Source organism: Pseudomonas sp. DR208, assembly GCF_019823005.1.
GTDB lineage: Bacteria > Pseudomonadota > Gammaproteobacteria > Pseudomonadales > Pseudomonadaceae > Aquipseudomonas > Aquipseudomonas extremorientalis.
In genome coordinates, this window is the sequence record NZ_CP081944.1 from 6200963 (window position 1) to 6225293 (window position 24331).

The 24331-nt window shown below is 61.8% G+C and carries 27 protein-coding genes; 13 read left to right on the forward strand and 14 right to left on the reverse strand.

Going from position 1 to position 24331, the window contains the following annotated elements; genetic code table 11:
• Positions 1-125: 125 nt before the first annotated feature.
• The 5 genes from K5K89_RS28170 to K5K89_RS28185 form a co-directional block, all read right to left on the reverse strand.
• Entirely contained in the window at positions 126-1367 is a 1242-nt protein-coding gene (locus tag K5K89_RS28170) for a heme biosynthesis protein HemY (RefSeq protein WP_222540632.1), read from the reverse strand.
• A gap of 5 nt (positions 1368-1372) precedes the next feature.
• Positions 1373-2485 (reverse strand): uroporphyrinogen-III C-methyltransferase, encoded by a 1113-nt coding sequence (locus K5K89_RS28770; protein ID WP_071488038.1) that lies wholly within the window; start codon positions 2483-2485, stop codon positions 1373-1375.
• An 18-nt stretch (positions 2486-2503) separates the two neighbouring features.
• Positions 2504-3262 (reverse strand): uroporphyrinogen-III synthase, encoded by a 759-nt coding sequence (locus K5K89_RS28775; protein ID WP_261400831.1) that lies wholly within the window; start codon positions 3260-3262, stop codon positions 2504-2506.
• Positions 3259-4200 carry a hydroxymethylbilane synthase gene (gene hemC / locus K5K89_RS28180; RefSeq protein WP_071488040.1) on the reverse strand — a complete coding sequence of 314 codons (942 nt, stop codon included), beginning with the start codon at positions 4198-4200 and terminating at the stop codon, positions 3259-3261. Before hemC ends, K5K89_RS28775 begins: the two co-directional genes overlap by 4 nt.
• A gap of 138 nt (positions 4201-4338) precedes the next feature.
• Positions 4339-5085, reverse strand: a complete 747-nt coding sequence (locus K5K89_RS28185) for a LytR/AlgR family response regulator transcription factor (RefSeq protein ID WP_071488041.1) — start codon at positions 5083-5085, stop codon at positions 4339-4341.
• Positions 5086-5590: 505 nt separating this feature from the next.
• Between K5K89_RS28185 and argH the strand changes: the two genes are divergently transcribed.
• Entirely contained in the window at positions 5591-6985 is a 1395-nt protein-coding gene (argH, locus tag K5K89_RS28190; protein WP_071488042.1) for an argininosuccinate lyase, read from the forward strand.
• 27 nt (positions 6986-7012) lie between these two features.
• Here argH and K5K89_RS28195 read toward each other — a convergent pair whose 3' ends face one another.
• Complete coding sequence (locus K5K89_RS28195; protein ID WP_222540633.1) at positions 7013-7672, reverse strand: glutathione S-transferase family protein; 660 nt, start codon at positions 7670-7672, stop codon at positions 7013-7015.
• 126 nt (positions 7673-7798) lie between these two features.
• Here K5K89_RS28195 and K5K89_RS28200 point away from each other — a divergent pair, with 126 nt between their 5' ends.
• The 3 genes from K5K89_RS28200 (at position 7799) to K5K89_RS28210 (ending at position 11443) form a co-directional block, all read left to right on the forward strand.
• Positions 7799-8083: a hypothetical protein gene (locus K5K89_RS28200; protein ID WP_058424213.1), complete on the forward strand. Its 285-nt coding sequence runs from the start codon at positions 7799-7801 to the stop codon at positions 8081-8083.
• A 96-nt stretch (positions 8084-8179) separates the two neighbouring features.
• Entirely contained in the window at positions 8180-8434 is a 255-nt protein-coding gene (locus K5K89_RS28205; RefSeq protein WP_010207442.1) for a TIGR02647 family protein, read from the forward strand.
• 168 nt (positions 8435-8602) lie between these two features.
• Entirely contained in the window at positions 8603-11443 is a 2841-nt protein-coding gene (locus K5K89_RS28210; protein WP_071488044.1) for a class I adenylate cyclase, read from the forward strand.
• On the opposite strand, the gene rnk is transcribed toward K5K89_RS28210, so the two are convergent.
• From rnk to cyaY, 3 genes are all read right to left on the reverse strand, one after another.
• Positions 11440-11853, reverse strand: coding sequence for a nucleoside diphosphate kinase regulator (gene rnk, locus K5K89_RS28215; protein WP_058424215.1), 414 nt, complete (start codon positions 11851-11853; stop codon positions 11440-11442). The genes K5K89_RS28210 and rnk overlap by 4 nt on opposite strands.
• Before the next feature lie 130 nt (positions 11854-11983).
• Positions 11984-12202 carry a DUF1289 domain-containing protein gene (locus tag K5K89_RS28220; protein WP_071488104.1) on the reverse strand — a complete coding sequence of 73 codons (219 nt, stop codon included), beginning with the start codon at positions 12200-12202 and terminating at the stop codon, positions 11984-11986.
• A gap of 2 nt (positions 12203-12204) precedes the next feature.
• Positions 12205-12537 (reverse strand): iron donor protein CyaY, encoded by a 333-nt coding sequence (gene cyaY / locus K5K89_RS28225; RefSeq protein WP_092241718.1) that lies wholly within the window; start codon positions 12535-12537, stop codon positions 12205-12207.
• A 238-nt stretch (positions 12538-12775) separates the two neighbouring features.
• Between cyaY and lptM the strand changes: the two genes are divergently transcribed.
• Genes lptM through K5K89_RS28255 form a run of 6 tightly spaced genes read left to right on the forward strand, consistent with a single transcriptional unit; the run spans position 12776 to position 17361 of the window.
• Positions 12776-12946 (forward strand): LPS translocon maturation chaperone LptM, encoded by a 171-nt coding sequence (gene lptM, locus K5K89_RS28230; RefSeq protein WP_010207449.1) that lies wholly within the window; start codon positions 12776-12778, stop codon positions 12944-12946.
• Between the two features lie 9 nt (positions 12947-12955).
• A complete protein-coding gene (gene lysA, locus K5K89_RS28235; RefSeq protein ID WP_092241716.1) occupies positions 12956-14203 on the forward strand; it encodes a diaminopimelate decarboxylase in 1248 nt (415 codons plus the stop codon).
• 3 nt (positions 14204-14206) lie between these two features.
• Positions 14207-15037, forward strand: a complete 831-nt coding sequence (dapF, locus tag K5K89_RS28240) for a diaminopimelate epimerase (RefSeq protein WP_038843551.1) — start codon at positions 14207-14209, stop codon at positions 15035-15037.
• 13 nt (positions 15038-15050) lie between these two features.
• Positions 15051-15767 carry a DUF484 family protein gene (locus K5K89_RS28245; protein WP_222540634.1) on the forward strand — a complete coding sequence of 239 codons (717 nt, stop codon included), beginning with the start codon at positions 15051-15053 and terminating at the stop codon, positions 15765-15767.
• A gap of 2 nt (positions 15768-15769) precedes the next feature.
• Positions 15770-16669: a tyrosine recombinase XerC gene (gene xerC, locus K5K89_RS28250; protein WP_071488048.1), complete on the forward strand. Its 900-nt coding sequence runs from the start codon at positions 15770-15772 to the stop codon at positions 16667-16669.
• Positions 16666-17361 carry an HAD family hydrolase gene (locus K5K89_RS28255; RefSeq protein WP_222540635.1) on the forward strand — a complete coding sequence of 232 codons (696 nt, stop codon included), beginning with the start codon at positions 16666-16668 and terminating at the stop codon, positions 17359-17361. The genes xerC and K5K89_RS28255 overlap by 4 nt, the downstream gene beginning before the upstream one ends.
• A gap of 183 nt (positions 17362-17544) precedes the next feature.
• On the opposite strand, the gene sutA is transcribed toward K5K89_RS28255, so the two are convergent.
• The 4 genes from sutA to glnK form a co-directional block, all read right to left on the reverse strand.
• Complete coding sequence (gene sutA, locus K5K89_RS28260; RefSeq protein ID WP_071488050.1) at positions 17545-17871, reverse strand: transcriptional regulator SutA; 327 nt, start codon at positions 17869-17871, stop codon at positions 17545-17547.
• Positions 17872-17974: 103 nt separating this feature from the next.
• On the reverse strand, positions 17975-18400 hold the full coding sequence (locus K5K89_RS28265) for a secondary thiamine-phosphate synthase enzyme YjbQ (RefSeq protein WP_010567185.1): 426 nt from the start codon (positions 18398-18400) through the stop codon (positions 17975-17977).
• A 211-nt stretch (positions 18401-18611) separates the two neighbouring features.
• Positions 18612-19949 (reverse strand): ammonium transporter, encoded by a 1338-nt coding sequence (locus tag K5K89_RS28270; protein WP_071488051.1) that lies wholly within the window; start codon positions 19947-19949, stop codon positions 18612-18614.
• A 34-nt stretch (positions 19950-19983) separates the two neighbouring features.
• Positions 19984-20322: a P-II family nitrogen regulator gene (glnK, locus tag K5K89_RS28275; RefSeq protein ID WP_002555808.1), complete on the reverse strand. Its 339-nt coding sequence runs from the start codon at positions 20320-20322 to the stop codon at positions 19984-19986.
• 422 nt (positions 20323-20744) lie between these two features.
• On the opposite strand from glnK, the gene K5K89_RS28280 reads away from it, so the two are divergent.
• On the forward strand, positions 20745-21008 hold the full coding sequence (locus K5K89_RS28280; RefSeq protein ID WP_071488052.1) for an accessory factor UbiK family protein: 264 nt from the start codon (positions 20745-20747) through the stop codon (positions 21006-21008).
• 213 nt (positions 21009-21221) lie between these two features.
• A complete protein-coding gene (locus K5K89_RS28285) occupies positions 21222-22718 on the forward strand; it encodes a YifB family Mg chelatase-like AAA ATPase (RefSeq protein ID WP_222540636.1) in 1497 nt (498 codons plus the stop codon).
• On the opposite strand, the gene K5K89_RS28290 is transcribed toward K5K89_RS28285, so the two are convergent.
• The gene (locus K5K89_RS28290) at positions 22715-23299 is read right to left on the reverse strand and encodes a TetR/AcrR family transcriptional regulator (protein ID WP_071488054.1); all 585 of its coding nucleotides are present in this window, start codon (positions 23297-23299) and stop codon (positions 22715-22717) included. The two genes, K5K89_RS28285 and K5K89_RS28290, sit on opposite strands and share 4 nt — an antisense overlap.
• A 114-nt stretch (positions 23300-23413) precedes the next feature.
• On the opposite strand from K5K89_RS28290, the gene K5K89_RS28295 reads away from it, so the two are divergent.
• Positions 23414-24328, forward strand: coding sequence for an ABC transporter six-transmembrane domain-containing protein (locus tag K5K89_RS28295; RefSeq protein WP_222540637.1), 915 nt, complete (start codon positions 23414-23416; stop codon positions 24326-24328).
• Positions 24329-24331: the final 3 nt, after the last annotated feature.

Genomic DNA, 24331 nt, shown 5'->3' on the forward strand with positions numbered 1-24331 from the left:
AGATGGAAGACTTTAGACAACAGAGCGTCGGACTTTGCCCACAATCTCGCTGATAGCTGCTTTCTGAGGTCCTGAGGGATTGGCTGCCAAACATATCCGAGCCAACCCTCGCCTGTCTTCCTGCCTCAAACCCGGGCCGGGACGGGTAACGGTGAAGCCAGCAAACGGTTATCCAGCAACCCCAGCCCTTCCTGGAACAATTGGTTACTGCGCTCGGTGTCACCCAGTTGGGCCAACAAGCGCGCCAGCTCGGCGCAGGCCTCAGGGTTACGCTGCACCTGCAGGCTGCTTTCCAGATAGTCTCGCGCCTTGCCCCACAAACTGTTTTGCAGGCACAGACGGCCCAACGTCAGCAGCAGGCTGGCATCGCCAGGATGATCCTTCAGCCAACCTTCGGCAAACTTCAGCTGCCGGGCCGGATCGCTGCCACGCAACAGACCATACAGCCGGATCAGGTGGCTGTCGTAACCACGCTTGATGGCGCCGCGCAATGCTTCCTCAGCCTTGGCGTCGGCGCCCAGTTGACGCAATTGCTCGGCATAGGCCAGGACCAATTGCGGCTCCTGACGCTGAGCGGATGTCAGTTGTTGCCAAGCCCGTTCAAGGGACTGCAAGCCGGCCTCGCCCTGTTCTTCACGTTGGGCTGCGAGGCTGAGGTTCTCGCCCCACGCACGACGCTCAAGCTCGGCCAGTTCACTGGCGGGCAGGACTTTGTCCTTGCGCAATTCCGGCAACAGGCGGATCACCGATGACCAGTCGCCCCGCTGCTGATGCAAGCGCTGCAATTGGCGCAGCACCTGCGCGTTATGGGGATGGCGTTCGTGCATCGCCTGCAAGGTGGTCAGCGCACCCTCCGTATCACCACGGTCCAGTTGCAGTTGGGCATGGCTCAAGGCAACCGCCAGCTCGGCCTGGGGCTGACGCTCCAGGGCACGCTCCAGCAAACCATCGGACTCTTCGTAGCGCCCCTGCTCATTGGCAGCACGGGCCGCGCCGAGGTAGTACAGCAGTGGCTGACGCTCGGCTTCGGCAGCGCGGTGCAGGTGGCGCTCGGCGCTGGCCCAGCGGCCTTCGGCGAGGTCCATCTGGCCTTGTTCGATGGCGATCTGCACGCGGCGGCTGCGGTTGCGCCGCGACCACGGGTTGACCACGCCACCGGAAGTGGTGACCAGGCTCAGGAGCACGCGGATCAGGTAAATCGTCAAACCGATGGCAAACACCGCCACCACGGTCGCCCACAGGCTTGACTCGTAATGCAGCACGTGCGGGTAGGTGACCAGCACGTAACCGGTGTGTTTCGAAATGCCCACCGCCAGCGCCAGCGCGATGGCAATCGCCAGCACCAGGACCACATAGAAACGTTTCATCAGCTCTACTCCTGCTTCGCCGGCGTCGCCGCCGCCTTGGCTTCGTCGGCAGACAGATGACGCCGCTCAAGGTACGCCTGCACTGCCGCCAGGCTCGCAGCCAGGTCCGGCGTCACCACCGACACCGCCTTGGGCTCAAGCTCTGCAATACGCGCCAGCATCGCCTTGCTCTGTGGGTTGTCCTGGTTGAAGTTGTCCTGCAAGACGCTGCGCGCCTCTCCTAGGGAGCGGCTATAGACTGCCGACTCGCCATTGAGAGCGGCCCATTGTGCTTGCTCCAGGGCCAGGCTCAGGGCCAGGCGCACCTGGTTCAAGCCTTGGCCGGCCAGGAGCGGGCGGATGTTGTCATCCGGGTTGAAGTCAATGCGGAAGTAGCGGGAAATCTGCTCCCACCATTGGCTCCAGCGGCTTTCGGTGTCCGTGGTCGGGCGGCCTTGGGAGGCCGGCTCGGTCAGCTGATATTCGGGGGCGATGGCCGCCAACTGCACGACCTGGTCGCGCAAGGCCGCCAATTGCAGGTACAGCCCGGTGCGGTCCGGCTGCTCGGTGCTACGCAGCGCAGCTAGGCTCTTGGCCAATTGCTCGCGTGCCGCGTAGGAGCCGGGATCGCTTTGTTCGCGAAGAATCTCGTCGGCACCCTGCACCAGCGCCTGCGCACTGTTGATGTCCTGCAGGGCAGACAGACGCAGGCTCGCCAGGCGAATCAAGTGTTCGGCCTCGGCCAGACGCCAGTCCTTGCGGCTGGCGCCCAGCACGGTTTCCAGGCGCTGGCTCAGACGTTGCTGGTCGCCCTGCAACTGGGCCACCAAACGACGGCGCTCCTCAAGCTCATCCGCACCCGGCAACTGCGCCACGCGCGCCGCCAGTTGTTGCTGGCTTTGCTTGAGGGACTGGGACTGGTCATCGAGGGTCTGCACCTGGCCCAACTGCTGTTGGCTGCTGGCCTGCAGGGCGCGGACCTGCCAGATCCCCCAACCGCCCGCGGCAACACCGGCGGCGCCGAGCAGCAGGGCGACGATTGCCAGGCCATTGCCACGGCGCGGCGCGGTGACCGGTGACTCAACCGGCGCATCAAGTGCGGGTTGGGTTTCATCTTTAGGCAAGGCTGTTTCGCTCACGTATCCGTCCTTTGCGTTTCAGAGAGTGGGAACGGTATAGCTCCGTATCGCCACTAACAAAGCCGCGGCACTCGCACCACGACAATCCACAACTTTTTCTGCACCGGCGGCCCGCGCCATCTCCTGGACTCGCGGGCTCGGCACGAACAACGGTAGCTGTGCCACTTGCGGCCAATCGGCTCCGGCCAGGGCTTGCAGGTGTAGAAAACCCTGCCCACTGCTGACCACCAGGCCGTTCAAGCGTTCCAACTGGATGCGTTGCATCAGTACCCCGGCGTCGTAGGCCGGCAGGAAACGGCGATACAACTCCAGATAGTCGACACTAGCACCTTGCTCACGCAAACGCTCCGCCAGCAGCTCACGCCCCCCCTCGCCTCGCAGGATCAAGACCTGGGCATCAGGGCGTGCGACAGCCTCGCGCAACGCAGGCAATTGAAGCAAGGCCTCGCTGTCGTCGCCAGTGGGGGGATAGTGAACGGTGAGGCCGTGATCAGCCAATACCTGCGCGGTGGCGGCGCCGACACTGAACCATGGCAACTGCGGCCATGCGCGATCCAGCTGCGCGACCGCAAGTCGCGCCGCCGGCTTGCTTACTACGATCACCGCGCAGTAGCGGCTCAGGTCATGGAAGACAGCCTGCTGTTCAGGAGTGACCGGCAGCGGCTCAATATCCAGCAACGGCAAGCTGCTGCTGAAAACCCCCGCATCGGACAACTTGGCCGCCAGGGCCATCGATTCCTCGGCAGGCCGCGTCAGCAGCACACGCCATTCGGTCACTGCGGGCCGGCCTCGCCGTAGACTTTTTGCAGAATGGCACCGGCGCCCTTCTCCAGCAGCGCTTCAGCCACCTGGATACCGAGGGCCGTGGCATCACGTTGCGGGCCACGGACCTCGGCAGTCAGCAGGGTGCCACCCTCCGGATCACCCACCAGGCCACGCAACCACAGGTTTTCACCTTCGAGCACGGCGTAACAGGCGATCGGCACCTGGCAGCCACCGTTGAGGTGCTTGTTCAGGGCGCGCTCGGCCGTGACGCGTACTTCGGTATCCTGGTGATCAAGAGGTTTGAGCAGGGCGTGGATTTCTCGGTCGGCGGTACGGCATTCGATGCCAACGGCGCCTTGCCCACCGGCGGGCAGGCTGTCCTCGACGCTGATGGCCGAGGTGATGCGGTCTTCAAAACCGAGACGGATCAGGCCGGCGGCGGCGAGGATGATCGCGTCATATTCACCGGCATCCAGCTTCGCCAGGCGGGTGTTGACGTTGCCACGCAGGAAGCGGATCTGCAGGTCCGGACGACGAGTCAGCAACTGCGCCTGGCGACGCAGGCTCGACGTACCGACGATGCTGCCCAAAGGCAACTCATCCAACGATGCATAAGTATTGGAAACGAAGGCGTCACGCGGGTCTTCACGTTCACAGATGCAAAACAGGCCCAGGCCTTCTGGAAAGTCCATGGGTACGTCTTTCATCGAATGCACGGCGATGTCGGCTTCGTTTTCCAGCAGCGCGGTTTCCAGTTCCTTGACGAACAAGCCCTTGCCGCCGATCTTCGACAGTGGCGAGTCGAGCAGCTTGTCGCCACGACTGACCATGGGCACCAGGGACACCTTGAGGCCAGGGTGGGCCTGCTCAAGGCGTGCTTTGACGTATTCGGCCTGCCACAAGGCCAGGGCGCTTTTACGGGTGGCGATGCGGATTTCGCGAGAGGACATGGATCAATCCGTACTGAATAGATACGGCAGATAATAACAGCTCAGGCAAATACGCTTTGATTTGAATCAGCAAGTGCGGGGCCTCCCTGGCCACCTCGCACCGGGATATGGAATGCAGGCCTCGCTACAACCCTTGGGCTAAAGCTGCTGCATCATCTTGCGCACACCGGCCACATGCCGTCGGCTGACGATCAACGCGTCGCCGTTAAGGCCTTTGAGGAAAAGCTGGAAATGCCCCAGGGGCGTGCGCTGCAAACGTTCGATGCGCTCACGGGCCACCAGCGCGTTGCGGTGGATACGCACGAAGCGGTCGCCGAACTCATCCTCAAGCGCCTTGAGCGGCTCATCGAGCAGCACTTCGCCGCCCTGGTGACGCAGCGTCACGTACTTGTGATCGGCAATAAAATAGACCACTTCACCCAGCGGGATAAGTTCGATGCCTTTACGGGTACGGGCGCTGATATGGCTGCGTGGCCCGTTACCACTTTGGGCGGCAGGCTGAGTCAGGGCGGCAAGCTGGACGCGGGTTGGGCGCTCAGCCTTTTTGAGGGCCTTGAGCAAGGCGTCGCCCACCACCGGTTTGATGAGGAAGCTGACACCGCTGGCTTCCAGCGTTTCCGTGGAAAACTCTTCACCGGTTGCGCAAAACACCACGGCAGGTGGCGACTCTCGCTCGCTCAATCGGGCCGCCACTTGCAAGCCATCGAGGCCCGGCATGCGGATATCGAGCAACACCACATCCGGCTTGAGGCTGTCGATCAGCGTCAACGCCTCTTCGCCCGTGGTGGCGCTCGGCTCTAATACTGCATAACCCTCGAGCTCACTGACCAGACGGCTCAGTCGCTCGCGGGCTTGGGGTTCGTCATCAACGATCAGGACATTCATATTGCGCTGGATTCCTGCGTGAGTCTCGCACAAGGATAGCGTAGACAGGTGCGGTGACTTGCGTCACAGCGATCCACGCTAAGACTAGCGCGAGCGGCAAAAAGTGCCCTGAGAGTGGCACCCATATTTACCCGGACCTGTTCAATAGCGCCCAAGACCTGCTGCCTTCGGGCATCGTCGTAGGGTTTGCTGATACACAATCCGAATACCCCCCTTTTTTAATGGATAGTCTGGGCTCTGACCGCATTACCCGACTTTGGTGCATTCACACACTATCAGTCCAACTGTAGACGCTCGCCGAGACGACATTGCTCAATCGTCAAATATCGTTTCAATAAGCCCCTTTCCTCAGTCTCGTCCTGGACGCGGTCGACGGCAAGGCACTTAGCCATCCTTTGCACAAATAAAAATGCCGACGACCCGCAGCACCGCGTCCACGGGCAACCCTGTTATTATCGCCGGCACACTTCCATGCCTCTTTATTAAGCAGATCACGAGCGAATCCATGAGCACCGACAAGACCAACCAGTCCTGGGGCGGCCGCTTCAGTGAACCCGTCGACGCCTTCGTCGCCCGCTTCACCGCCTCCGTCACCTTCGACCAGCGCCTGTACCGCCACGACATCATGGGCTCCATCGCCCACGCGACGATGCTGGCCAAGGTCGGCGTGCTGACCGATGCCGAGCGCGATAGCATCATCGACGGCCTGACCACCATCCGTGGCGAGATCGAAGCCGGCACGTTCGACTGGCGCGTCGACCTGGAAGACGTGCACATGAACATCGAGGCCCGCCTTACCGACCGCATCGGTGTGACTGGCAAGAAGCTGCACACCGGCCGTAGCCGCAACGACCAGGTGGCCACCGATATCCGCCTGTGGCTGCGTGACGAGATCGACCTGATCCTGTCCGAAATCACCCGCCTGCAGAAAGGTTTGCTGGAGCAGGCCGAGCGTGAATCGGACACCATCATGCCGGGCTTCACTCACCTGCAGACCGCGCAACCGGTGACCTTCGGCCACCACTTGCTGGCCTGGTTCGAAATGCTCAGCCGCGACTACGAGCGCCTGGTGGACTGCCGCAAGCGTGCCAACCGCATGCCTCTGGGCAGCGCCGCTCTGGCCGGCACCACTTACCCGATCGACCGCGAGTACACCGCACAATTGCTGGGCTTCGACGCTGTTGGCGGCAACTCGCTGGACGGCGTGTCGGACCGTGACTTCGCCATCGAATTCTGTGCCGCCGCCAGTATTGCGATGATGCACCTGTCGCGCTTCTCCGAAGAGCTGGTGCTGTGGACCAGCGCGCAATTCCAGTTCATCGACCTGCCGGACCGCTTCTGCACCGGCAGCTCGATCATGCCGCAAAAGAAAAACCCCGACGTGCCCGAACTGGTGCGTGGCAAGAGCGGGCGCGTGTTCGGCGCCTTGATGGGCCTGCTGACCCTGATGAAAGGCCAACCCCTGGCCTACAACAAGGACAACCAGGAAGACAAGGAGCCGCTGTTCGACGCCGCCGACACCCTGCGCGACTCGCTGCGTGCGTTTGCCGACATGATCCCGGCGATCAAGCCCAAGCACGCGATCATGCGTGAAGCGGCGCTGCGCGGGTTCTCCACGGCGACCGACCTGGCCGACTACCTGGTGCGCCGTGGCCTGCCGTTCCGCGATTGCCACGAAATCGTCGGCCATGCGGTGAAGTACGGCGTGGACACCGGCAAGGACCTGGCGGAAATGAGCCTGGAAGAACTGCGCCAGTTCAGCGACCAGATCGAACAGGACGTGTTTGCCGTGCTGACCCTGGAAGGTTCGGTGAATGCCCGCAACCACGTGGGCGGGACCGCCCCGGCGCAGGTAAAAGCCGCAGTGGTACGCGGCCAGGCCCTGCTCGCAAGCCGCTAAACAGGTGGGAGTGCGGTGCAGCCTGGGTTATTTCTTGGCCGCAATCATGGCCCTGAACGCAGGCATCGCCGCCTCCCTGTCCTCCGCCACTTTCTGAGCGTTGGGCATCGCATGCAACGTGTCCAGCAACGCCTTGGCCGCCGGCATTTCAGCCAGCAAATCCAGGCCGAACAGTTTTTCGCCCACCGCGCAGGCGAGGTTCACGCTGTACATGAAGTACAAATCCGCAATCGTGAAGCTCTCCCCCGCCACATACGGCGCGAACTTGCCGTGCCTGCCCAGCGCACCGACCCCCAGTAACAGCTCGGACCTGGACTTCTCCTTGATCGCCTCCGGCACAGGCATGCCCATAAACGCTTCGGCGTAACATGCGCGGGCCGGCAGCTCGATGTACAACTCGATCTCCCTGCACAGCGCCAGCACCTGGGCTCGCTGGAACGGCTCGGCGGGCAACAGCGAAGGCCCTTCCTGGGTCTGTTCGATGTATTCGAGGATCACACTGGTTTCGTTGATAAACCCCTGCTTGACGCCGAGGGCCGGCACCTTGCCACGTGGGCTCACCGCAAAGACATCGGGGGTCTGCCCAGAGAGAAAGGGCACCTCTTCGAACGACAGTCCTTTCTCCAGCAGCGCCAGCTTGACCATGTTGTAGTAGTTGCTGACCGAGAATCCGTAGAGCTTGAGCATTGCAGGTGCCTCCAGGCCGGGAATGGGGTTGGCTGCAGGGGTTATAGCCCTCAGGGCCCGGCCTTGCCAGCAGCATCACCCGCCTGAATGGGGGTAGACTGACGCCCTTTCCTTGAGGAGCCAGCCATGAGCGAGCCGACCGATATCGACAACGACGAAGAAGAATTCGCCGAAAACACCCTGATCGAAGCGATCGAGAACCAGATTGAAAGCGAAAACCCGCCGGCGGCCAAAGCCACGTTCAACAAGCTGACACTGGTGGGTTATGAGCGTGAAGAGATCCTGCAACTGATGGCCCACGTGCTGGCTGTCGAGATTGATGCGCTATTGGAAGAGGACCGTGCGTTCAATACCGAATGGTATGAAACTGCACTGCGCGCCCTGCCGGAACTGCCCCCGGAAAAGCAATAATCCAGGGGCGCAGCAACACGCTGGACAGTTCGGCAAAGTGCGTTCACCTTATGGCCTGCTAGCCTCTAATAAATTCTTAGAAAGTCTGGAGTCCTTATGTCGTATACCCCTGAGTTGGTTGCCGAACTGGAAATCCTTGTACTCTTCCCATTGGACAGCACCAAGGAAGGTCTGAAAGTTCACCAGACCGCCGCGCCCACTGCCATCGCTGCTGCCAAGCGCCTGCACGCGAAAGGACTTATCGACCAACCGGACGGGGGCTACCTGACCAGCCTTGGCCGGGACGCTGCCGAACAAGCCCAGACCCTGCTGACCATCCTGACCACTGCCACTACCAAAGAAGCTGCCTGATACCCTACATCGCCCATGGAGTCCGCTACTGGCGGATTCCGGGGGCATTGCTTTGGAGGTGCGAAAATTCTGACGTCAAAATCCATTTCCCTCTAAACCTCCTACGCTACTGGCTGTAAACTCCTACATGGCCGCCCACGTCGGGCTCTGCGAGCCACCGACTTCGACATGACCCGCACCCATGAGATCCGCCCCGACCTGGACGAAGGCATCGACCGTAAGGTGCTGGCCCAATTGCGCGCGCGTTTCATGGCCCTCAACGAAGGGCGCATGGCCCGGGCTGTCGAAGGGCTGACGCCGCGTCAGCAAAGCGTGCTGACCTTGTTGCCGCTGTTCTTCCACGTCAATCACCCGTTGCTGCCCGGCTATGTATCGGGCAGTACACCGGCCGGCCTGTCGAATTTCGAACCCGACGCCCAGGCACTGACCGAAGCCCAGCGCCTGACCCGCTCGTTCTCCTACAAGCCACGCCACGGCAACCCACCGCGACCGATTCACGGCCTGTTTCTAATGGGCAGCCTTGGGACGCTGGCCCAGGCCGACCAGAGCGATATGGATGTGTGGGTGTGTCACGCCGCCGACCTGAGCGAGGTGGAACTGGCCGAACTGCGCAAGAAATGCCAACTGCTGGAAGCCTGGGCCCTGACCATGGGTGCCGAGGCGCACTTCTTCCTGATCGAGCCGACACGCTTTGTGCTCGGTGAGCGCGACACGCAACTGAGTTCCGACGATTGCGGCACCACCCAGCATTACCTGTTGCTGGACGAGTTCTACCGCACCGCCATCTGGCTGGCCGGGCGTACACCGATCTGGTGGCTGGTGCCGGTGTATGAAGAGACTCGTTATGCCGAGTTCACCCACACGCTGATTTCCAAGCGCTTTATCCGTGCCGACGAAACCCTGGACCTTGGCCACCTGGCGCGCATCCCTCCGGGCGAATTCATCGGCGCCGGGTTGTGGCAGCTGTTCAAGGGCATCGAGTCACCCTACAAGTCGGTGCTCAAGCTGCTGCTGACCGAGGTCTATGCCAGCGAACACCCGAACGTGCACTGCCTGAGCCTGCGCTTCAAGCGCGCGGTATTCGCCAACCAGATGGACCTGGACGAGCTGGACCCCTACATCGTGGTCTACCGCCGCATCGAGGAATACCTCAAGGCCCGCAACGAGCCAGAACGCCTGGAGCTGGTGCGGCGTTCGCTGTACCTCAAGGTCAACCGCAAGCTCAGCGCCGGCCAGCGCAGCACCAGCTGGCAACGCCTGCTGCTGGAGCGCCTGGCCCATGAATGGGGCTGGGACCAGCGCCAACTGACACTGCTGGACAGTCGCAGCCAGTGGAAAGTACGCCAGGTCGCCTCCGAGCGCCGCGCACTGGTCAACGAGCTCAATTACAGCTATCGCTTCCTGACCCAGTTCGCTCGCACCGAACAGACCGTCAGCCTGATCAACAAACGCGACCTCAACGTATTGGGCCGGCGCCTGTATGCCGCCTTTGAACGCAAGGCCGGCAAAGTCGAGTTCATCAACCCCGGCATCGCCCCGGATCTGGCCGAAGACACCCTGACCCTGGTGCAATCGCCCAACCGCAAGGAGCCGGGCCAACACCACTGGGGCCTGTACAACGGCAACCTCACGGCCCTGGAATGGGAGCACTTCGCGCCGATCAAGCGCAGCCGCGACCTGCTGGAGATGCTCACCTGGTGCCATCGCAACGGTGTGATCGACAGCAGCACCCGCCTGGCCCTGCACCCCGGCACCAGCGACATGACTGAGTTCGAGCTGTTCAACCTGCTGGGCAGCCTGCAACAGAGCGTCGCCCTGCCCCTGGCCAGCGTCGATGAAGAGCGCCTGCTGCGCTCGGCGGTGCCTGAGGAAGTCCTGCTGCTGATCAACGTCGGCGTCGACCCGCTCAAGCACCACCGCGACCTGAACATCCTGATGACCACCGAACGCACCGACTCCCTGAGTTATGCCGGTGTGCGCGACAACCTGGTGCTGACCCTGGACCAGGTCACGCTCAACAGCTGGAACGAGGTGATGGTCAGCCGCTACGACGGCCCTCACGCCCTGCTCGACTGCCTGCGCGACTACCTCAATCAATTGCCGGCGGACCATCTGCCACGACTGCGGGTGCGCTGCTTCTGTCACAACCGCGCGCAGTTCATTGCCCAGCGCGTGGAAGAAATCTTCGACACCGCCCAGAACCTGCTGCTCGGTCAGGGCAATCACCGTTACCTGCTCCAGGTACAGCAGCACTATCACGTGATGGAGCTGATACCGGGCCAGGCGACCCACGTGTCACTGCCCACCCAGGACGCGCTGATCGCCTACCTCAGCGAAGAACTGGCCCGCTACAGCCCGCTGCATCTGGACGCCATGGCCCTGGAAGACCACGACCTGGCGCTGCTGCTGCCGATGGGGCTAGCCGATTGCGTGCAGGTGTTCTACCGAGTCAACGAAGGCTTCGCCGAGTTGTATGTGCTGGATGAGTTCAACGCGCTGTGGCAGCAGCGCTTGCCGTTCCATGACGAACAGAGCCTGCTGGCGCCGTTGCAGCGCTTTTTGCAGTCGATCATTTATCGCCGCGACGCGCTGTCACCGCTGGACCCGCATGAGCCACTGGGCGCAGTGCAAACCTTGTATTACCAACTGTTGCCGTCGGGCAGCGGTCGCGCGCGCGGCATCGAGCCTCGCCCTGCGCCGTCGAACCCGGCGAATAAACCGTTCTATGACGTGCAGGCGATTATCGGCAAGGCAGCGCCGGGCCAGGTGGGGATCACCCTGTACTGCAATCAGCGGGAGTTTTCCGAGCTGGAATTTGGCGACCAGCTGTTTGCAGTGGTCGCCCAGGAAATCGTCGGGCAACGCCGGGAGCCCGAACGTTACCGCTGCTACATCACCGACTTAGACCTGTCCGGCCTGCTCGGTGATGTGCAAAGCCCCAGCAACCTGTACCTGCGCTACAAGGCCGAGCTGGAACTGTCGCTCAACGAAGCGCTGAGCCGGATTTAAAGAGGGAAGGCACCGCCATCCTTGGGCTGGCCTTCAACACTGAGCAATTCCAGCTTGAGCGTCTTGCCGCCAGGGGCCGGCCAGTCGATATGCTGGCCAACCTGCAGGCCAAGCAAAGCACTGCCTACCGGTGCCAGGATCGAGATCTTGCCTTCATCGGCATTGGCATCTTTCGGGTAGACCAGGGTCAGGTGGTAGTCCTTGCCGCTGCCTTGCTCACGGCAATGCACGCTGGAGTTCATGGTCACGACACCCGCAGGCACTTCATCGTGGCCAACCACTTCTTCGGCGCGGTCGAGTTCGGCTTGCAACGCTTCGACGCCGGGAGATTCGTCGCCCAGGCGGTCGATCAGTTGCTCCAGACGCTGCACGTCAAGACGGGTGAGGATGATGGACGGTGCGGTGGTCATGATTCAGGCAGACTCCTTTTTTCTGCACAAAAAAGCAAAACCCCGCCAGGAAAGGCGGGGTTCTCACGGGCCTCGATGAGTTGAGGCGTATCCGGACACTACCACAGCGTCACAAATAAACAAGACAGCCTCAGGCGCGGGCCCGGCGCTGCTCGGCCTCGGCGCAGATGATCCGGCGCCGTGCATCGTCGGCAGAGCGCCATTCACGGATGTCTTCCACATGGCGGAAGCAGCCGAGGCAGACTTTCTGCTCGTCCAGGCGACACAAACTGATACAAGGTGACGGCACCGCCGGGCTGACATTACTGAACAGCGGCTTGGGCGGACGGACGGCAGCAGGCTGGGTCACCATCAAATCTCGTCGAAATCCAGGTCGGCGCCGGCTTGTTCCTTGACCAGGCGCGCGAGCATTTCACTGAGCAGTTCATCGCTGGTGTCACACTGCCAATTGTTGTCTTCTTCGTTGAAATCAAAGTGAAAACCACCGGAACGCGCAGCCAGCCACAACTGACGCAGCGGTTCCTGGCGGCTGAAGATCAATTGAGTGCCATTTTCAAACTTGACGGTCAGTACACCGGCCGAATTTTCCAGGTCCACGTCCAGGCCGCTGTCGTCGAAAATATCTTCCAGCGCCTGCTGGGTCGAATCCACCAGGTCGTGAAAACGGGCTTCGGTCAAACTCATTGTGGCAACCTCAAAAGTGTCTGGTTTTGCTCGAGCGCCGCACGATACGGGCGAGCCCCGCCGATTGCAAAGGATACCGATTCCATCACGATTGGCGGTACGAAATATCCACGGCCAGCGTAGTCCACTTCATCTTCATGTCGGCAAACCCCCGCCGGACGGGTATTCCAGCGCATAGGCAAGCTGGCGGGTGGTCGGTATACTCGGGCGCAATTAATGCATATTCAAGGATTTCGCCATGAAGCGCCTGATCTCTTCCCTTGCTGCGCTCGTCGCGGTCGCTTGCCTCGTTAGTGCCTGTGGTCAAAAAGGCCCGCTGTACCTGCCCGATGACAGCAAAGACCCGAATGAACAGGCGCAATCGTCGCAAAAACCATCCAAAGCGCATAAGCACGACACCTACGAATAAGGGTACTCCATGGACGCTTTTAACTACCGGGACGGCGAGCTGTTCGCGGAAGGCGTGGCGTTGTCCGCGATTGCCGAGCGCTTTGGCACCCCGACCTATGTGTATTCCCGTGCGCATATCGAAGCCCAGTACCGCTCGTTCACCGACGCGCTCGACGGTGTACCGCACCTGGTGTGCTACGCGGTCAAGGCCAACTCCAACCTGGGTGTACTGAATGTCCTGGCGCGCCTCGGCGCTGGTTTTGACATCGTCTCCCGTGGCGAGCTGGAACGTGTGCTGGCTGCCGGCGGCAAAGCCGACAAGATCGTGTTCTCCGGCGTCGGCAAGACCCGCGAAGACATGCGCCGCGCCCTGGAAGTCGGCGTGCATTGCTTCAACATCGAATCCACCGACGAACTCGAGCGCCTGCAGGTCGTGGCCGCCGAGATGGGCGTTCGCGCGCCGATCTCCCTGCGCGTCAACCCGGACGTCGACGCCGGCACCCACCCGTACATTTCCACCGGTCTCAAAGAGAACAAGTTCGGCATCGCCATTGCAGACGCCGAAGACGTGTACATCCGCGCTGCCCAACTGCCAAACCTGGAAGTGCTGGGCGTCGACTGCCACATCGGTTCGCAACTGACCAGCCTGCCTCCGTTTCTGGATGCCCTCGACCGCCTGCTGGCGCTGATCGACCGTCTTGGCGAATGCGGCATCTACCTGCACCACATCGACCTCGGTGGTGGCGTGGGCGTGCGTTACCGTGATGAAGAGCCGCCGCTGATTGCCGACTATATCCAAGCCGTGCGCGAGCGCATCGAAGGCCGTGACCTGACGCTGATGTTCGAGCCGGGCCGCTATATCGTCGCCAACGCGGGCGTGCTGCTGACCCAGGTCGAGTACCTCAAGCACACCGAGCACAAGGACTTCGCCATCGTCGACGCGGCGATGAACGACCTGATCCGCCCGGCGCTGTACCAGGCCTGGATGAATGTCACCGCCGTGACGCCGCGCGCCAGTGAAGCCCGCGCCTACGACATCGTCGGCCCGATCTGCGAGACCGGCGACTTCCTGGCCAAGGATCGTCAGCTGGCCCTGGAAGAAGGCGATCTGCTGGCCGTGCATTCGGCCGGTGCCTATGGGTTTGTCATGAGTTCCAACTACAACACCCGCGGCCGTACCGCCGAGGTGCTGGTGGACGGTGATCAAGCGTTTGAAGTGCGTCGCCGCGAGACGGTAGCCGAGTTGTATGCTGGCGAAAGCCTGCTGCCGGAGTAAGCCATGCTGCTGCGTTTTACCAAGATGCACGGGCTGGGCAATGATTTCATGGTCCTCGACCTTGTCAGCCAGCACGCGCATATCCTGCCCAAGCACGCTAAACAGTGGGGCGATCGTCACACCGGCATTGGTTTCGACCAGTTGCTGATCGTCGAGGCGCCGAGCAATCCGGAGGTGGATTTCCGTTACCGGATCTTCAACTCCGACGGCTCCGAAGTGGAACAGTGCGGCAACGGTGCGCGCTGCTTCGCACGCTTTGTGCTGGACAAGCGCCTGACCGCCAAGCGGCAGATCCGTGTCGAGACCAAGAGCGGCGTGATCGAGCTGGATATCCGCAGTGATGGCCAGATCAGCGTCAACATGGGCGCGCCACGCCTGGTGCCGGCGGATATTCCGTTCCAGGCCACCGAGCAAGCTGTCAGCTACGCCCTGGACGTTGATGGCAAGACCGTCGATATCGCCGCCGTGTCCATGGGCAACCCCCATGCGGTGCTGCGGGTCAACGACATCAATAACGCCCCCGTGCATGAATTGGGGCCGAAAATCGAACACCACCCGCGCTTTCCGGCGCGGGTCAACGTGGGCTTCCTGCAGGTGATCGACCGTACCCGCGCGCAATTGCGTGTATGGGAACGCGGCGCCGGCGAAACCCAGGCCTGCGGCACCGGCGCGTGCGCCGCTGCCGTGGCCGCGATCAGCCAGGGGTGGATGGATTCGCCACTGCTGATCGACCTGCCCGGCGGACGCTTGTCCATCGAGTGGGCTGGCCCTGGCCACCCGGTGATGATGACCGGGCCGGCCTCGCGCGTATACGAAGGACAGGTCCGTCTATGAGTGAGCCAAGCCAATGACCGATAAGCCTCAAGTACCCGCACAAGCATCCCCGAGCAACAGCCTGGAGGCCGCTGCTGTCGCGGCGTACCTTGAGGCTAATCCGGACTTCTTCGTCGAACACGAAGAGCTGTTGCCGGCCCTGCGCATCCCCCATCAACGCGGGGATACCGTGTCGCTGGTAGAGCGGCAGATGAAGATCCTGCGCGAGCGCAACATTGAAATGCGCCACAAGCTCTCGCACCTGATGGACGTCGCCCGCGACAACGACCGCCTGTTCGAGAAAACCCGCCGCCTGATCCTGACCCTGATGGACGCCACCAGCCTGGAAGAAACGGTGATCGCCGTGGAAGACAGCCTGCGCCAGGACTTCCAGGTGCCGTTCGTGAGCCTGATCCTGTTCAGCGACAACCCGATGCCGGTGGGTCGTTGGGTCAGTGGCAGCGACGCACAAACCGCCATCGGCGGCCTGTTGTCCGAAGGCAAGACCATCAGCGGCACCTTGCGTGAGCATGAGCTGGACTTCCTGTTCGGGGCCGAACAGCGCAAGCAGATCGGCTCCACTGCCGTCGTCGCCCTCAGTCATCAAGGCCTGCATGGCGTGCTGGCCATCGCCAGCCGCGATCCTCAGCACTACAAAAGCTCCGTGGGTACCTTGTTCCTGACCTACATCGCCGAAGTACTGGGCCGCGTCTTGCCGCGTTTCACCACCGCCCTGCGCGCGGTGCGCTAGCCATGGAACGGCAACTGGACGCTTACTGCGCTCACCTGCGCAACGAGCGCCAGGTGTCGCCCCATACCCTGGAAGCCTATCGACGGGACTTGAACAAGGTCCTGGCCTACTGCGAAAAACAACAGATCAGCAGCTGGAAGGCCCTGGATATCCAGGGCCTGCGCAGCCTGATCGCGCGACTGCACCAGGCCGGCCAATCCTCGCGCAGCCTGTCGCGCCTGCTCTCGGCGGTGCGTGGGCTCTATCACTACCTGAACCGTGAAGGCCTGTGCGACCACGACCCGGCCAACGGCCTGTCGCCACCCAAGGGCGAGCGGCGCCTGCCCAAGACCCTGGACACTGACCGTGCCCTGCAACTGTTGGACGGTGCGGTCGAGGATGACTTCCTGGCCCATCGCGACCAAGCGATTCTGGAACTGTTCTATTCCTCGGGCCTGCGCCTTTCTGAGCTGACCGGCCTGAACCTGGATCAATTGGACCTGGCAGACGGGCTGGTGCAAGTGCTCGGCAAGGGCAGCAAGACCCGCGTCCTACCGGTAGGCCGCAAGGCACGGGAAGCATTGCAGCTGTGGTTGCCGCTGCGCCTGCTGACCAACCCGGCGGACGATGCGGTGTTCGTCAGCCAGCAAGGCCGGCGTCTTGGACCCAGGGCGATTCAGGTGCGGGTGAAGGCCGCCGGGGAGCGAGAGCTGGGGCAGAACCTGCACCCACATATGCTGCGACACTCTTTCGCCAGCCATCTGCTGGAATCGTCCCAGGACCTGCGCGCCGTGCAAGAGCTACTGGGCCACTCCGATATCAAGACCACACAGATCTATACCCATCTGGATTTCCAACACCTGGCAACGGTGTACGACAGCGCCCACCCAAGGGCCAAACGCATCAAGGACGGCGACTCATGAGTATCAAGCTGATCACCTTCGACCTGGACGACACGCTCTGGGACAACGTACCTGTCATCATCAGCGCCGAGGCATCGATGCGCGAATGGCTGGCGCTTAACGCCGCCAAGGTCGGCGATTTGCCGCTGGAGCACTTCGCCAGTCTTCGCCAACAGGTGCTGGAGCGCCATCCCGAGCTGAAACACCGCATCAGCATCCTGCGTCACCGGGTGTTGATGCATGCATTTGAAGAGGCTGGTTATCCGCAGCCTGAGGCCACGGAAATGGCCGATGTGTGCTTCGAAGCATTCATTCATGCGCGCCACCAGCTCACCCCGTTTCCCGAAGCAGAGCCTATGCTCCAGGCGCTACGCCAGCATTTCCTGCTGGGTGTGATCACCAACGGCAATGCCGATGTGCAGCGTGTTGGCCTGGCGGACTACTTCCATTTTGCGCTGCGGGCCGAAGATATCGGCATCGCCAAGCCGGATGTGCGGTTGTTTCAGGAAGCGTTGCAACGTGGTGGCGTGGACGCTGGTGCGGCGGTGCATGTTGGCGATCACCCGGGGGATGACATCGCCGGGGCGCAGCAGGCGGGGCTACGGGCGGTGTGGTTCAACCCGACGGGTAAGGCATGGGAGGGGGACAAGCGACCGGATGCGCAGATTCGTAGCCTGACAGAGTTGCCGGAACTGCTGCGCAGCTGGAAGTAACACCGTAGGTCAACATGTGGGAGGGGGCTCGCCCCCGATTACAGTGGGTCAGCCAATATATTCGTTGGCTGATACACCGCTATCGGGGGCAAGCCCCCTCCCACATTTTTATCGCCGGTAACGTCCAGGCATGAAAAAACCCGCAGCGACGGCGGGCTTTTTCTTACAAGCAGGTGACTGACCTCAAATAGGTCGGCTGCCGTACTTGTTATCCGGCTTCTTCGGTGGGTCTGCCACCACGTTGGCCTCGACTTCCTGCACTTTGCCGCCTTTAGCGAGGAACTCTTCCATCGCACGGGCCAGGGCATCACGCTCTTTGTTCTTGGCTTCAACGCTTGGCAATTCGTCTACCGACACAGCTGCCTTGGCTTTGCCTTTGGCGGCCGGGACAGGCGCATCATCGCCACTGTCCTCGTCGGCAACGTCTTCCGCCGCCGCTTCAAGGCCTTCTTCGGTGTCGTCTTCGTCACCTACTTCGAGTTCGTCGTTTTCCAGATCATCGTCGCTCATGTTCTACCTCATGACTTGCGAAAAGCAGATTAGTTATAGCCCAGCTTCACCCTCTGTCGACGGCTGCCGGAAAAAAATCAACATCCACTGGTTAACCAGTGGCTTATGCCCCATCACCGTGCAAGGTGGCGAGGACTTTACGAGCACCGCCATGATCACGGTGCTCGCCCAGATAAACACCTTGCCAGGTCCCCATCGCCAAGCGGCCGGCCTTCACCGGCAAACTCAGCTGGCAGCCCAGGAGACTGGCCTTGAAGTGCGCCGGCAGGTCGTCCGGACCTTCGTCGTTGTGTTCGAACCCTGCGAGGCCTTGCGGCACCAGCGAATTGAAATAACGTTCGAAGTCACGGCGTACCGCCGGGTCGGCATTCTCGTTGACGGTCAACGAGGCCGAGGTGTGCTGCAGCCACAGATGCAACAAGCCCACGCGACAGGCCTTCAATTCAGGCAAGCCGGCCAGCAACTCATCGGTTACCAGGTGAAAGCCCCGGGGCTTGGCCCGCAGGGTAATCAGGGTCTGTTGCCACATACAGTTCTCCGCCCATCGGCGCGCATTCTAGCGCGCTCAGGGAAAAAACAAAGTGCCGAATACGCCTACATGCCTGTAAGACATTGGCATGCGGAAAAGTGCCGTGTGCATCCCATCACAAACACTCGATAAAAACCGGTACAGCTCGTTATGACTGACAAACAACAGACAAAAAAATGCCCGGCAAGCCGGGCATCTTTTTTTCGCGTACTTACAGGTTGTAGCCGCGCTCGTTGTGTTGCGCCAGGTCGAGGCCGACCGCCTCTTCCTCTTCGGTCACCCGCAGGCCCATGACCATGTCCAGCACCTTGAGGATGATGAAGGTCACGATAGCGGTGTAGATCACCGTGAAGCCGACCCCTTTGGCCTGGATCCAGACCTGTGCAGCCACGTCAGTCACCGTGCCGAAGCCGCCCAGCGCAGGGGCTGCGAATACACCGGTGAGGATCGCGCCGACGATACCGCCGATACCGTGCACGCCGAATGCGTCCAGGGAGTCGTCGTAGCCAAGCTTGCGCTTGAGGCTGGTGGCGCAGAAGAAGCAGATCACACCGGCGACCAGGCCGATCACCAGGGCGCCCATCGGCCCGACGGTGCCAGCGGCTGGGGTGATGGCTACCAGGCCAGCCACCACACCCGAGGCGATGCCCAGTGCGCTTGGCTTACCGTGGGTGATCCACTCGGCGAACATCCAGCCCAGCGCCGCAGCAGCGGTAGCGATCTGGGTGACCAGCATCGCCATGCCGGCAGTGCCGTTGGCCGCAGCGGCCGAGCCGGCGTTGAAGCCGAACCAGCCGATCCACAGCATGGCCGCGCCGATCAGGGTGTAACCGAGGTTGTGCGGTGCCATCGGGGTGGTCGGGAAGCCTTTACGCTTGCCGAGCACGATGCACGCCACCAGGCCAGCTACACCGGCGTTGATATGCACCACTGTGCCACCGGCGAAGTCCAGCACGCCCCAGTCCCACAGCAAGCCACCATTACCGCTCCAGACCATGTGTGCGATTGGCGCATAGACGAGGGTGAACCAGATGGCCATGAAGATCAGCATCGCGGAGAACTTCATACGCTCGGCGAACGCACCGACGATCAGCGCCGGGGTAATGATGGCGAAGGTCATCTGGAAGGTGATGAACACCGCTTCCGGGAACAACGCCGCAGGCCCGGTGATGCTGGCCGGGGTTACGCCCGCCAGGAACGCCTTGCCCATGCCGCCGAAGAAGGAGTTGAAGTTGACGACGCCCTGCTCCATACCGGTCGTGTCGAACGCGATGCTGTAGCCGTAGATGACCCACAACACGCTGATCAGGCCAGTGATGGCGAAGCATTGCATCATCACGGAAAGAATGTTTTTGGAGCGCACCATGCCGCCGTAGAACAGCGCCAGGCCTGGAATGGTCATGAACAGCACCAGCGCGGTGGATGTGAGCATCCACGCTGTGTCACCGGAATTGAGGACTGGAGCCGCCACTTCGTCTGCCGCCATGGCCAGGCTTGGCATTACGATGGACAACAGGGCTCCGAGCCCTGCGAATTTACGCAGAGTCATATTGTTTTCTCCTGGGGCGTTGGGGTTTGGCGGCTTAGATTGCGTCGGTATCGGTTTCGCCGGTACGGATGCGAATAGCCTGTTCCAGATTGACCACGAAGATCTTGCCGTCACCGATCTTGCCGGTGTTGGCGGCCTTGGTTATCGCCTCGATAACCCGGTCAAGATCCTTGTCGTCAATCGCGACATCAATCTTCACCTTCGGCAGGAAATCGACTACGTATTCCGCGCCGCGATACAGCTCGGTGTGACCCTTCTGCCGACCGAAGCCTTTGACCTCAGTAACGGTAATGCCCTGCACGCCGATCTCGGACAACGACTCGCGTACATCGTCCAACTTGAACGGCTTGATGATGGCAGTGACTAGCTTCATGAAAACTCTCTCCCGAATTGGTGGACTTGCCCCAGGAAAACAAACCCGTCTCAAGTCTAAGCGCAGTGCCTGGCTTTGTAACGCGTCGTCGCCTCGGCATTTGCCGTTGCGACGCCAGCGAACCACTGGTGACGAAACCTGTACCCCTGATCCGTCGGCGCACTGCATTCGTCACAGCGACTGCATCAGTGCATGGGTCATGATCGTCTAAGCAGAAACCTTGCCAGCTCCGTAAAAATCACTGAAATCAGTCCTTTGCTCACTTTTGCCCAACTGCGGGGCTTTTTGATGGCGGCAATGCGCACAAAAACAGTGCGCCACCGCCCGACCCGCTGCGCGAAAAGCGTGCGCTCGCCGCCACGGAAAAGACTATAGACGCTGCGTGGTACACTGCCGGCCAACAGTATTCCGGAATATTTCCCATGCTCGCGCCCAAAGACCTCCTCGACGCCCTGAGCGGCCACGCCTCTCGCCTGTTCAGCGGCGACACCCCGCTGCCCCGCAATGAAATCGAAAGCCAGTTCAAGGCGCTGCTGCAAAGCGGCTTCAGCAAACTCGACCTGGTGAGCCGGGAAGAGTTTGATAGCCAGATGGTGGTGCTGGCCCGCACGCGTGCGCGGCTGGAGAGCCTGGAGGCGAAGGTGGCGGAGCTGGAAGCACGACTGACGCCGCCCTCTGCTGAATAAACGCGGTCAGTGTGGGAGCTGGCTTGCCTGCGATGCAGACGCCTCGGTGTATCAGTTGCACGTAGGCGATGCTATCGCAGGCAAGCCAGCTCCCACATAAAGCGCTGCGAACGACGCTGGATACGTTCTGTAAAACCTCCCTCGCCTCGCATTTCTCCACCTCGTCTACCCTTGAAAAACCGCAGGAAGCGGCCCTCTTTTCAAGGAACGAGCATGTCCCTCGCCATCGTCCACAGCCGCGCCCAGATCGGCGTCGAAGCCCCTGCCGTCACCGTCGAAGTGCACATGGCCAACGGTTTGCCATCCCTCACCCTGGTGGGTTTGCCGGAAACCGCCGTCAAGGAAAGCAAGGACCGGGTGCGCAGCGCCATTCTCAACTCTGCCCTGCAATACCCTGCCCGGCGCATCACCCTCAACCTGGCACCCGCCGACCTGCCCAAGGACGGCGGGCGCTTTGACCTGGCGATAGCGCTGGGCATCCTGGCGGCCAGCGTTCAAGTGCCGGCGCTGATGCTCGATGAGGTGGAATGCCTCGGCGAGTTGGCGCTGTCCGGCGAAGTGCGAGCAGTGAAAGGCGTGCTGCCGGCCGCGTTGGCGGCACGCAAGGCCGGGCGCACCGTGATAGTGCCGCGGGCGAATGCCGAGGAGGCGTGCCTGGCCTCGGGGTTGAAGGTGATTGCGGTAGATCATTTGCTGCAGGTCGTGGCGCACCTGAATGGGCATCAGCCCATAGAGCCCTACAAGTCCGACGGCTTGCTGTACCTGAACAAGCCATACCCGGACCTGAGCGAAGTACAGGGCCAGCTCGCCGCCAAGCGCGCACTGCTGATCGCGGCGGCGGGCGCGCATAACCTGCTGTTCAGCGGCCCGCCCGGCACCGGCAAGACACTGCTTGCCAGTCGCCTGCCGGGTTTGTTGCCACCGTTGAGCGAGCAGGAAGCCTTGGAAGTGGCGGCTATCCAGTCGGTCGTCAGCCTGGCACCGCTGAGTCACTGGCCACACCGACCGTTTCGCCAGCCGCACCACTCTGCATCAGGTCCGGCATTGGTGGGCGGCGGGTCGAAACCGCAGCCTGGGGAGATTACCCTGGCCCATCACGGCGTACTGTTCCTCGATGAATTGCCGGAGTTCGACCGCAAGGTGCTGGAGGTGCTGCGCGAGCCTCTGGAATCGGGCCACATCGTCATTTCCCGCGCCCGCGATCGCGTCAGCTTCCCGGCCCGCTTCCAACTGGTAGCCGCCATGAACCCCTGCCCTTGCGGGTACATGGGCGAACCCAACGGGCGTTGTCGCTGCACGCCGGAGCAGGTTCAGCGCTATCGCAACAAGCTCTCCGGCCCTTTGCTGGACCGCATCGACTTGCACCTCACTGTGGCGCGGGAAACCACCGCGTTGAATCCAACCCAGCAGGTGGGCGATAACACGGCCGAGGCATCGGCACGGGTCGCCCAGGCCCGCGATCGCCAACGGCAACGCCAGGGCTGTGTGAATGCGTTCCTTGATCTGCCAGGGCTGCGCAAGCACTGCAAGCTGACGAAGACCGATGAAGGCTGGCTGGAAACCGCCTGTGAACGGTTGACGCTATCCCTGCGCGCGGCCCATCGCCTGCTCAAAGTGGCGCGTACCCTGGCCGACCTCGAGCACGCCGATAACATCACTCGACCGCACCTGGCGGAAGCGCTGCAATATCGGCCCGCGGCCGTCGGCTAGGGCGCCTCTGGGAAGTCCAGCAGCAGCCGCGCCACTTCCATCACTTCATCCAGGGCCGCTTCGGCCGACTCCATGGAGGGTTTGAGCATCAGGTCGTCGGCATAGCCCATCGCCACGGCAAAGATCTGGCGGGCAGCGCGTTGTGGCGAGTCACAACGCAAGACGTTGGCAGCCACACCCCGCTCGATCACTTCGGCGAGCATGCCTTGCCATTGGGCGTTGATCGCCAGGTAAGCCTGGGCCATTTCCGGGTCCTGCATGGCTTCGTCCCAGGCATCCAGCCACAGCGCCCACCCCGCATCGGCGGTGCTTGGCAGGCAGTCGCGCAAAAAACCCACAAAAGCTTCCAGGGGCGCTGCTTCTGCCAGGGGCGCGCGTACTTCGTCCAGCTGTTCGTTGGCAAATCGCACGAAGGCTTCGCGGCGCAGTTCCTTCCAGTCGCTGAAGTAGTGATAGACGTGGCTGCGGGACAGGCCTGCATGTTCGGCCAGGTCGCGGGTGGACACATCGGCAAAACCCTTGCTGCGAAACAGTTCCAGGGCGGCGGCGATGATCTGGTCTTTACGGTCGATACGCGACATGGGCAATTCCTTCCAGGCACCGGCAGATAAGCGGCGCTTGCTTTTTGAGCGATCGCTCAAGGATACTTGAGCAGTCGCTCAATAATAGCGTCTATCACTCCTTTGGTGCACCCCATGTCATCCGTCACACCGCAAATCCTGATCGAAGAAAGTCAGAAAATCGGCCAGCAATCCGCCGGCCAGACGCTCAAGGCCATTGCCAAAGCCTATCCGGGCAAGCTGTCCGCCACGCTGTCGCTGGTCGCGCTGGAGAACGCGCTGCTGCTGGCCTACCCGTTGTTTGCCGGGTTTGCGGTGGACGCGATCATCCGCGGCGACACGGGTAACGCGCTGCTCTACGCCGCCGTGGTCCTGGCGTTCTGGGTGGTCGGCGCGGCGCGCCGGGCGTTGGATACGCGGACTTTCACGCGGATCTACGCCGATCTGGCGGTGCCGGTGATCCTCAACCAACGCCTGCAGAACCACAGCACGTCGAAATCGGCGGCGCGGGTGGTGCTTGCTCGGGAGTTCGTCGACTTCTTTGAAAAGCATGTACCGATCATCGCCACGGCGCTGGTGTCGATTATCGGCGCGGCAGTGATGTTGATCGTGATCGAGCCTTGGGTAGGCCTGGCGTGCCTGGGCGCGCTGATGCTGTGCATCACGTTGTTGCCACGCTTTGCCCGGCGCAACCAAGCGCTGCATGAACGGTTGAACAACCGGCTGGAAAAAGAAATCGGCCTGGTGGAAAAGGTCGGCGCACCGACCCTGCGGCGCCACTACCAGGTGCTTTCGCGCCTGCGCATCTGGCTGTCAGACCGCGAGGCCGCTGCGTACCTGTTTCTTGGCACGCTGGCCGCCTTGCTGTTTGTGGTCGCCATCAGCCAGTTGGCGCAGTCACCCGCGGTCAAGGCCGGCCATATCTATGCAGTCATGACTTACCTGTGGACCTTCGTCACCAGCATGGACGAAGCCCCCGGCATGGTCGACCAACTGGCGCGCCTGAAGGACATCGGCAAGCGCGTGGACCCCGGCCTAGGCGACCGCTAGGCC

Excerpts from the sequence above, each read along its gene's own strand:
- sutA (WP_071488050.1), bottom strand. The coding sequence starts at position 17,871 with ATGAGCGACGATGATCTGGAAAACGACGAACTCGAAGTAGGTGACGAA.
- K5K89_RS28290 (WP_071488054.1), bottom strand. The coding sequence starts at position 23,299 with ATGTCGCGTATCGACCGTAAAGACCAGATCATCGCCGCCGCCCTGGAA.
- K5K89_RS28265 (WP_010567185.1), bottom strand. The coding sequence starts at position 18,400 with ATGTGGCAACAGACCCTGATTACCCTGCGGGCCAAGCCCCGGGGCTTT.
- K5K89_RS28170 (WP_222540632.1), bottom strand. The coding sequence starts at position 1,367 with ATGAAACGTTTCTATGTGGTCCTGGTGCTGGCGATTGCCATCGCGCTG.
- K5K89_RS28270 (WP_071488051.1), bottom strand. The coding sequence starts at position 19,949 with ATGACTCTGCGTAAATTCGCAGGGCTCGGAGCCCTGTTGTCCATCGTA.
- argH (WP_071488042.1), top strand. The coding sequence starts at position 5,591 with ATGAGCACCGACAAGACCAACCAGTCCTGGGGCGGCCGCTTCAGTGAA.
- rnk (WP_058424215.1), bottom strand. The coding sequence starts at position 11,853 with ATGACCACCGCACCGTCCATCATCCTCACCCGTCTTGACGTGCAGCGT.
- K5K89_RS28295 (WP_222540637.1), top strand. The coding sequence starts at position 23,414 with ATGTCATCCGTCACACCGCAAATCCTGATCGAAGAAAGTCAGAAAATC.
- cyaY (WP_092241718.1), bottom strand. The coding sequence starts at position 12,537 with ATGAGTTTGACCGAAGCCCGTTTTCACGACCTGGTGGATTCGACCCAG.
- K5K89_RS28205 (WP_010207442.1), top strand. The coding sequence starts at position 8,180 with ATGTCGTATACCCCTGAGTTGGTTGCCGAACTGGAAATCCTTGTACTC.
- dapF (WP_038843551.1), top strand. The coding sequence starts at position 14,207 with ATGCTGCTGCGTTTTACCAAGATGCACGGGCTGGGCAATGATTTCATG.
- K5K89_RS28200 (WP_058424213.1), top strand. The coding sequence starts at position 7,799 with ATGAGCGAGCCGACCGATATCGACAACGACGAAGAAGAATTCGCCGAA.
- K5K89_RS28285 (WP_222540636.1), top strand. The coding sequence starts at position 21,222 with ATGTCCCTCGCCATCGTCCACAGCCGCGCCCAGATCGGCGTCGAAGCC.
- glnK (WP_002555808.1), bottom strand. The coding sequence starts at position 20,322 with ATGAAGCTAGTCACTGCCATCATCAAGCCGTTCAAGTTGGACGATGTA.
- lysA (WP_092241716.1), top strand. The coding sequence starts at position 12,956 with ATGGACGCTTTTAACTACCGGGACGGCGAGCTGTTCGCGGAAGGCGTG.
- xerC (WP_071488048.1), top strand. The coding sequence starts at position 15,770 with ATGGAACGGCAACTGGACGCTTACTGCGCTCACCTGCGCAACGAGCGC.
- K5K89_RS28280 (WP_071488052.1), top strand. The coding sequence starts at position 20,745 with ATGCTCGCGCCCAAAGACCTCCTCGACGCCCTGAGCGGCCACGCCTCT.
- hemC (WP_071488040.1), bottom strand. The coding sequence starts at position 4,200 with ATGTCCTCTCGCGAAATCCGCATCGCCACCCGTAAAAGCGCCCTGGCC.
- K5K89_RS28245 (WP_222540634.1), top strand. The coding sequence starts at position 15,051 with ATGACCGATAAGCCTCAAGTACCCGCACAAGCATCCCCGAGCAACAGC.
- K5K89_RS28210 (WP_071488044.1), top strand. The coding sequence starts at position 8,603 with ATGACCCGCACCCATGAGATCCGCCCCGACCTGGACGAAGGCATCGAC.
- K5K89_RS28195 (WP_222540633.1), bottom strand. The coding sequence starts at position 7,672 with ATGCTCAAGCTCTACGGATTCTCGGTCAGCAACTACTACAACATGGTC.
- K5K89_RS28185 (WP_071488041.1), bottom strand. The coding sequence starts at position 5,085 with ATGAATGTCCTGATCGTTGATGACGAACCCCAAGCCCGCGAGCGACTG.
- lptM (WP_010207449.1), top strand. The coding sequence starts at position 12,776 with ATGAAGCGCCTGATCTCTTCCCTTGCTGCGCTCGTCGCGGTCGCTTGC.
- K5K89_RS28255 (WP_222540635.1), top strand. The coding sequence starts at position 16,666 with ATGAGTATCAAGCTGATCACCTTCGACCTGGACGACACGCTCTGGGAC.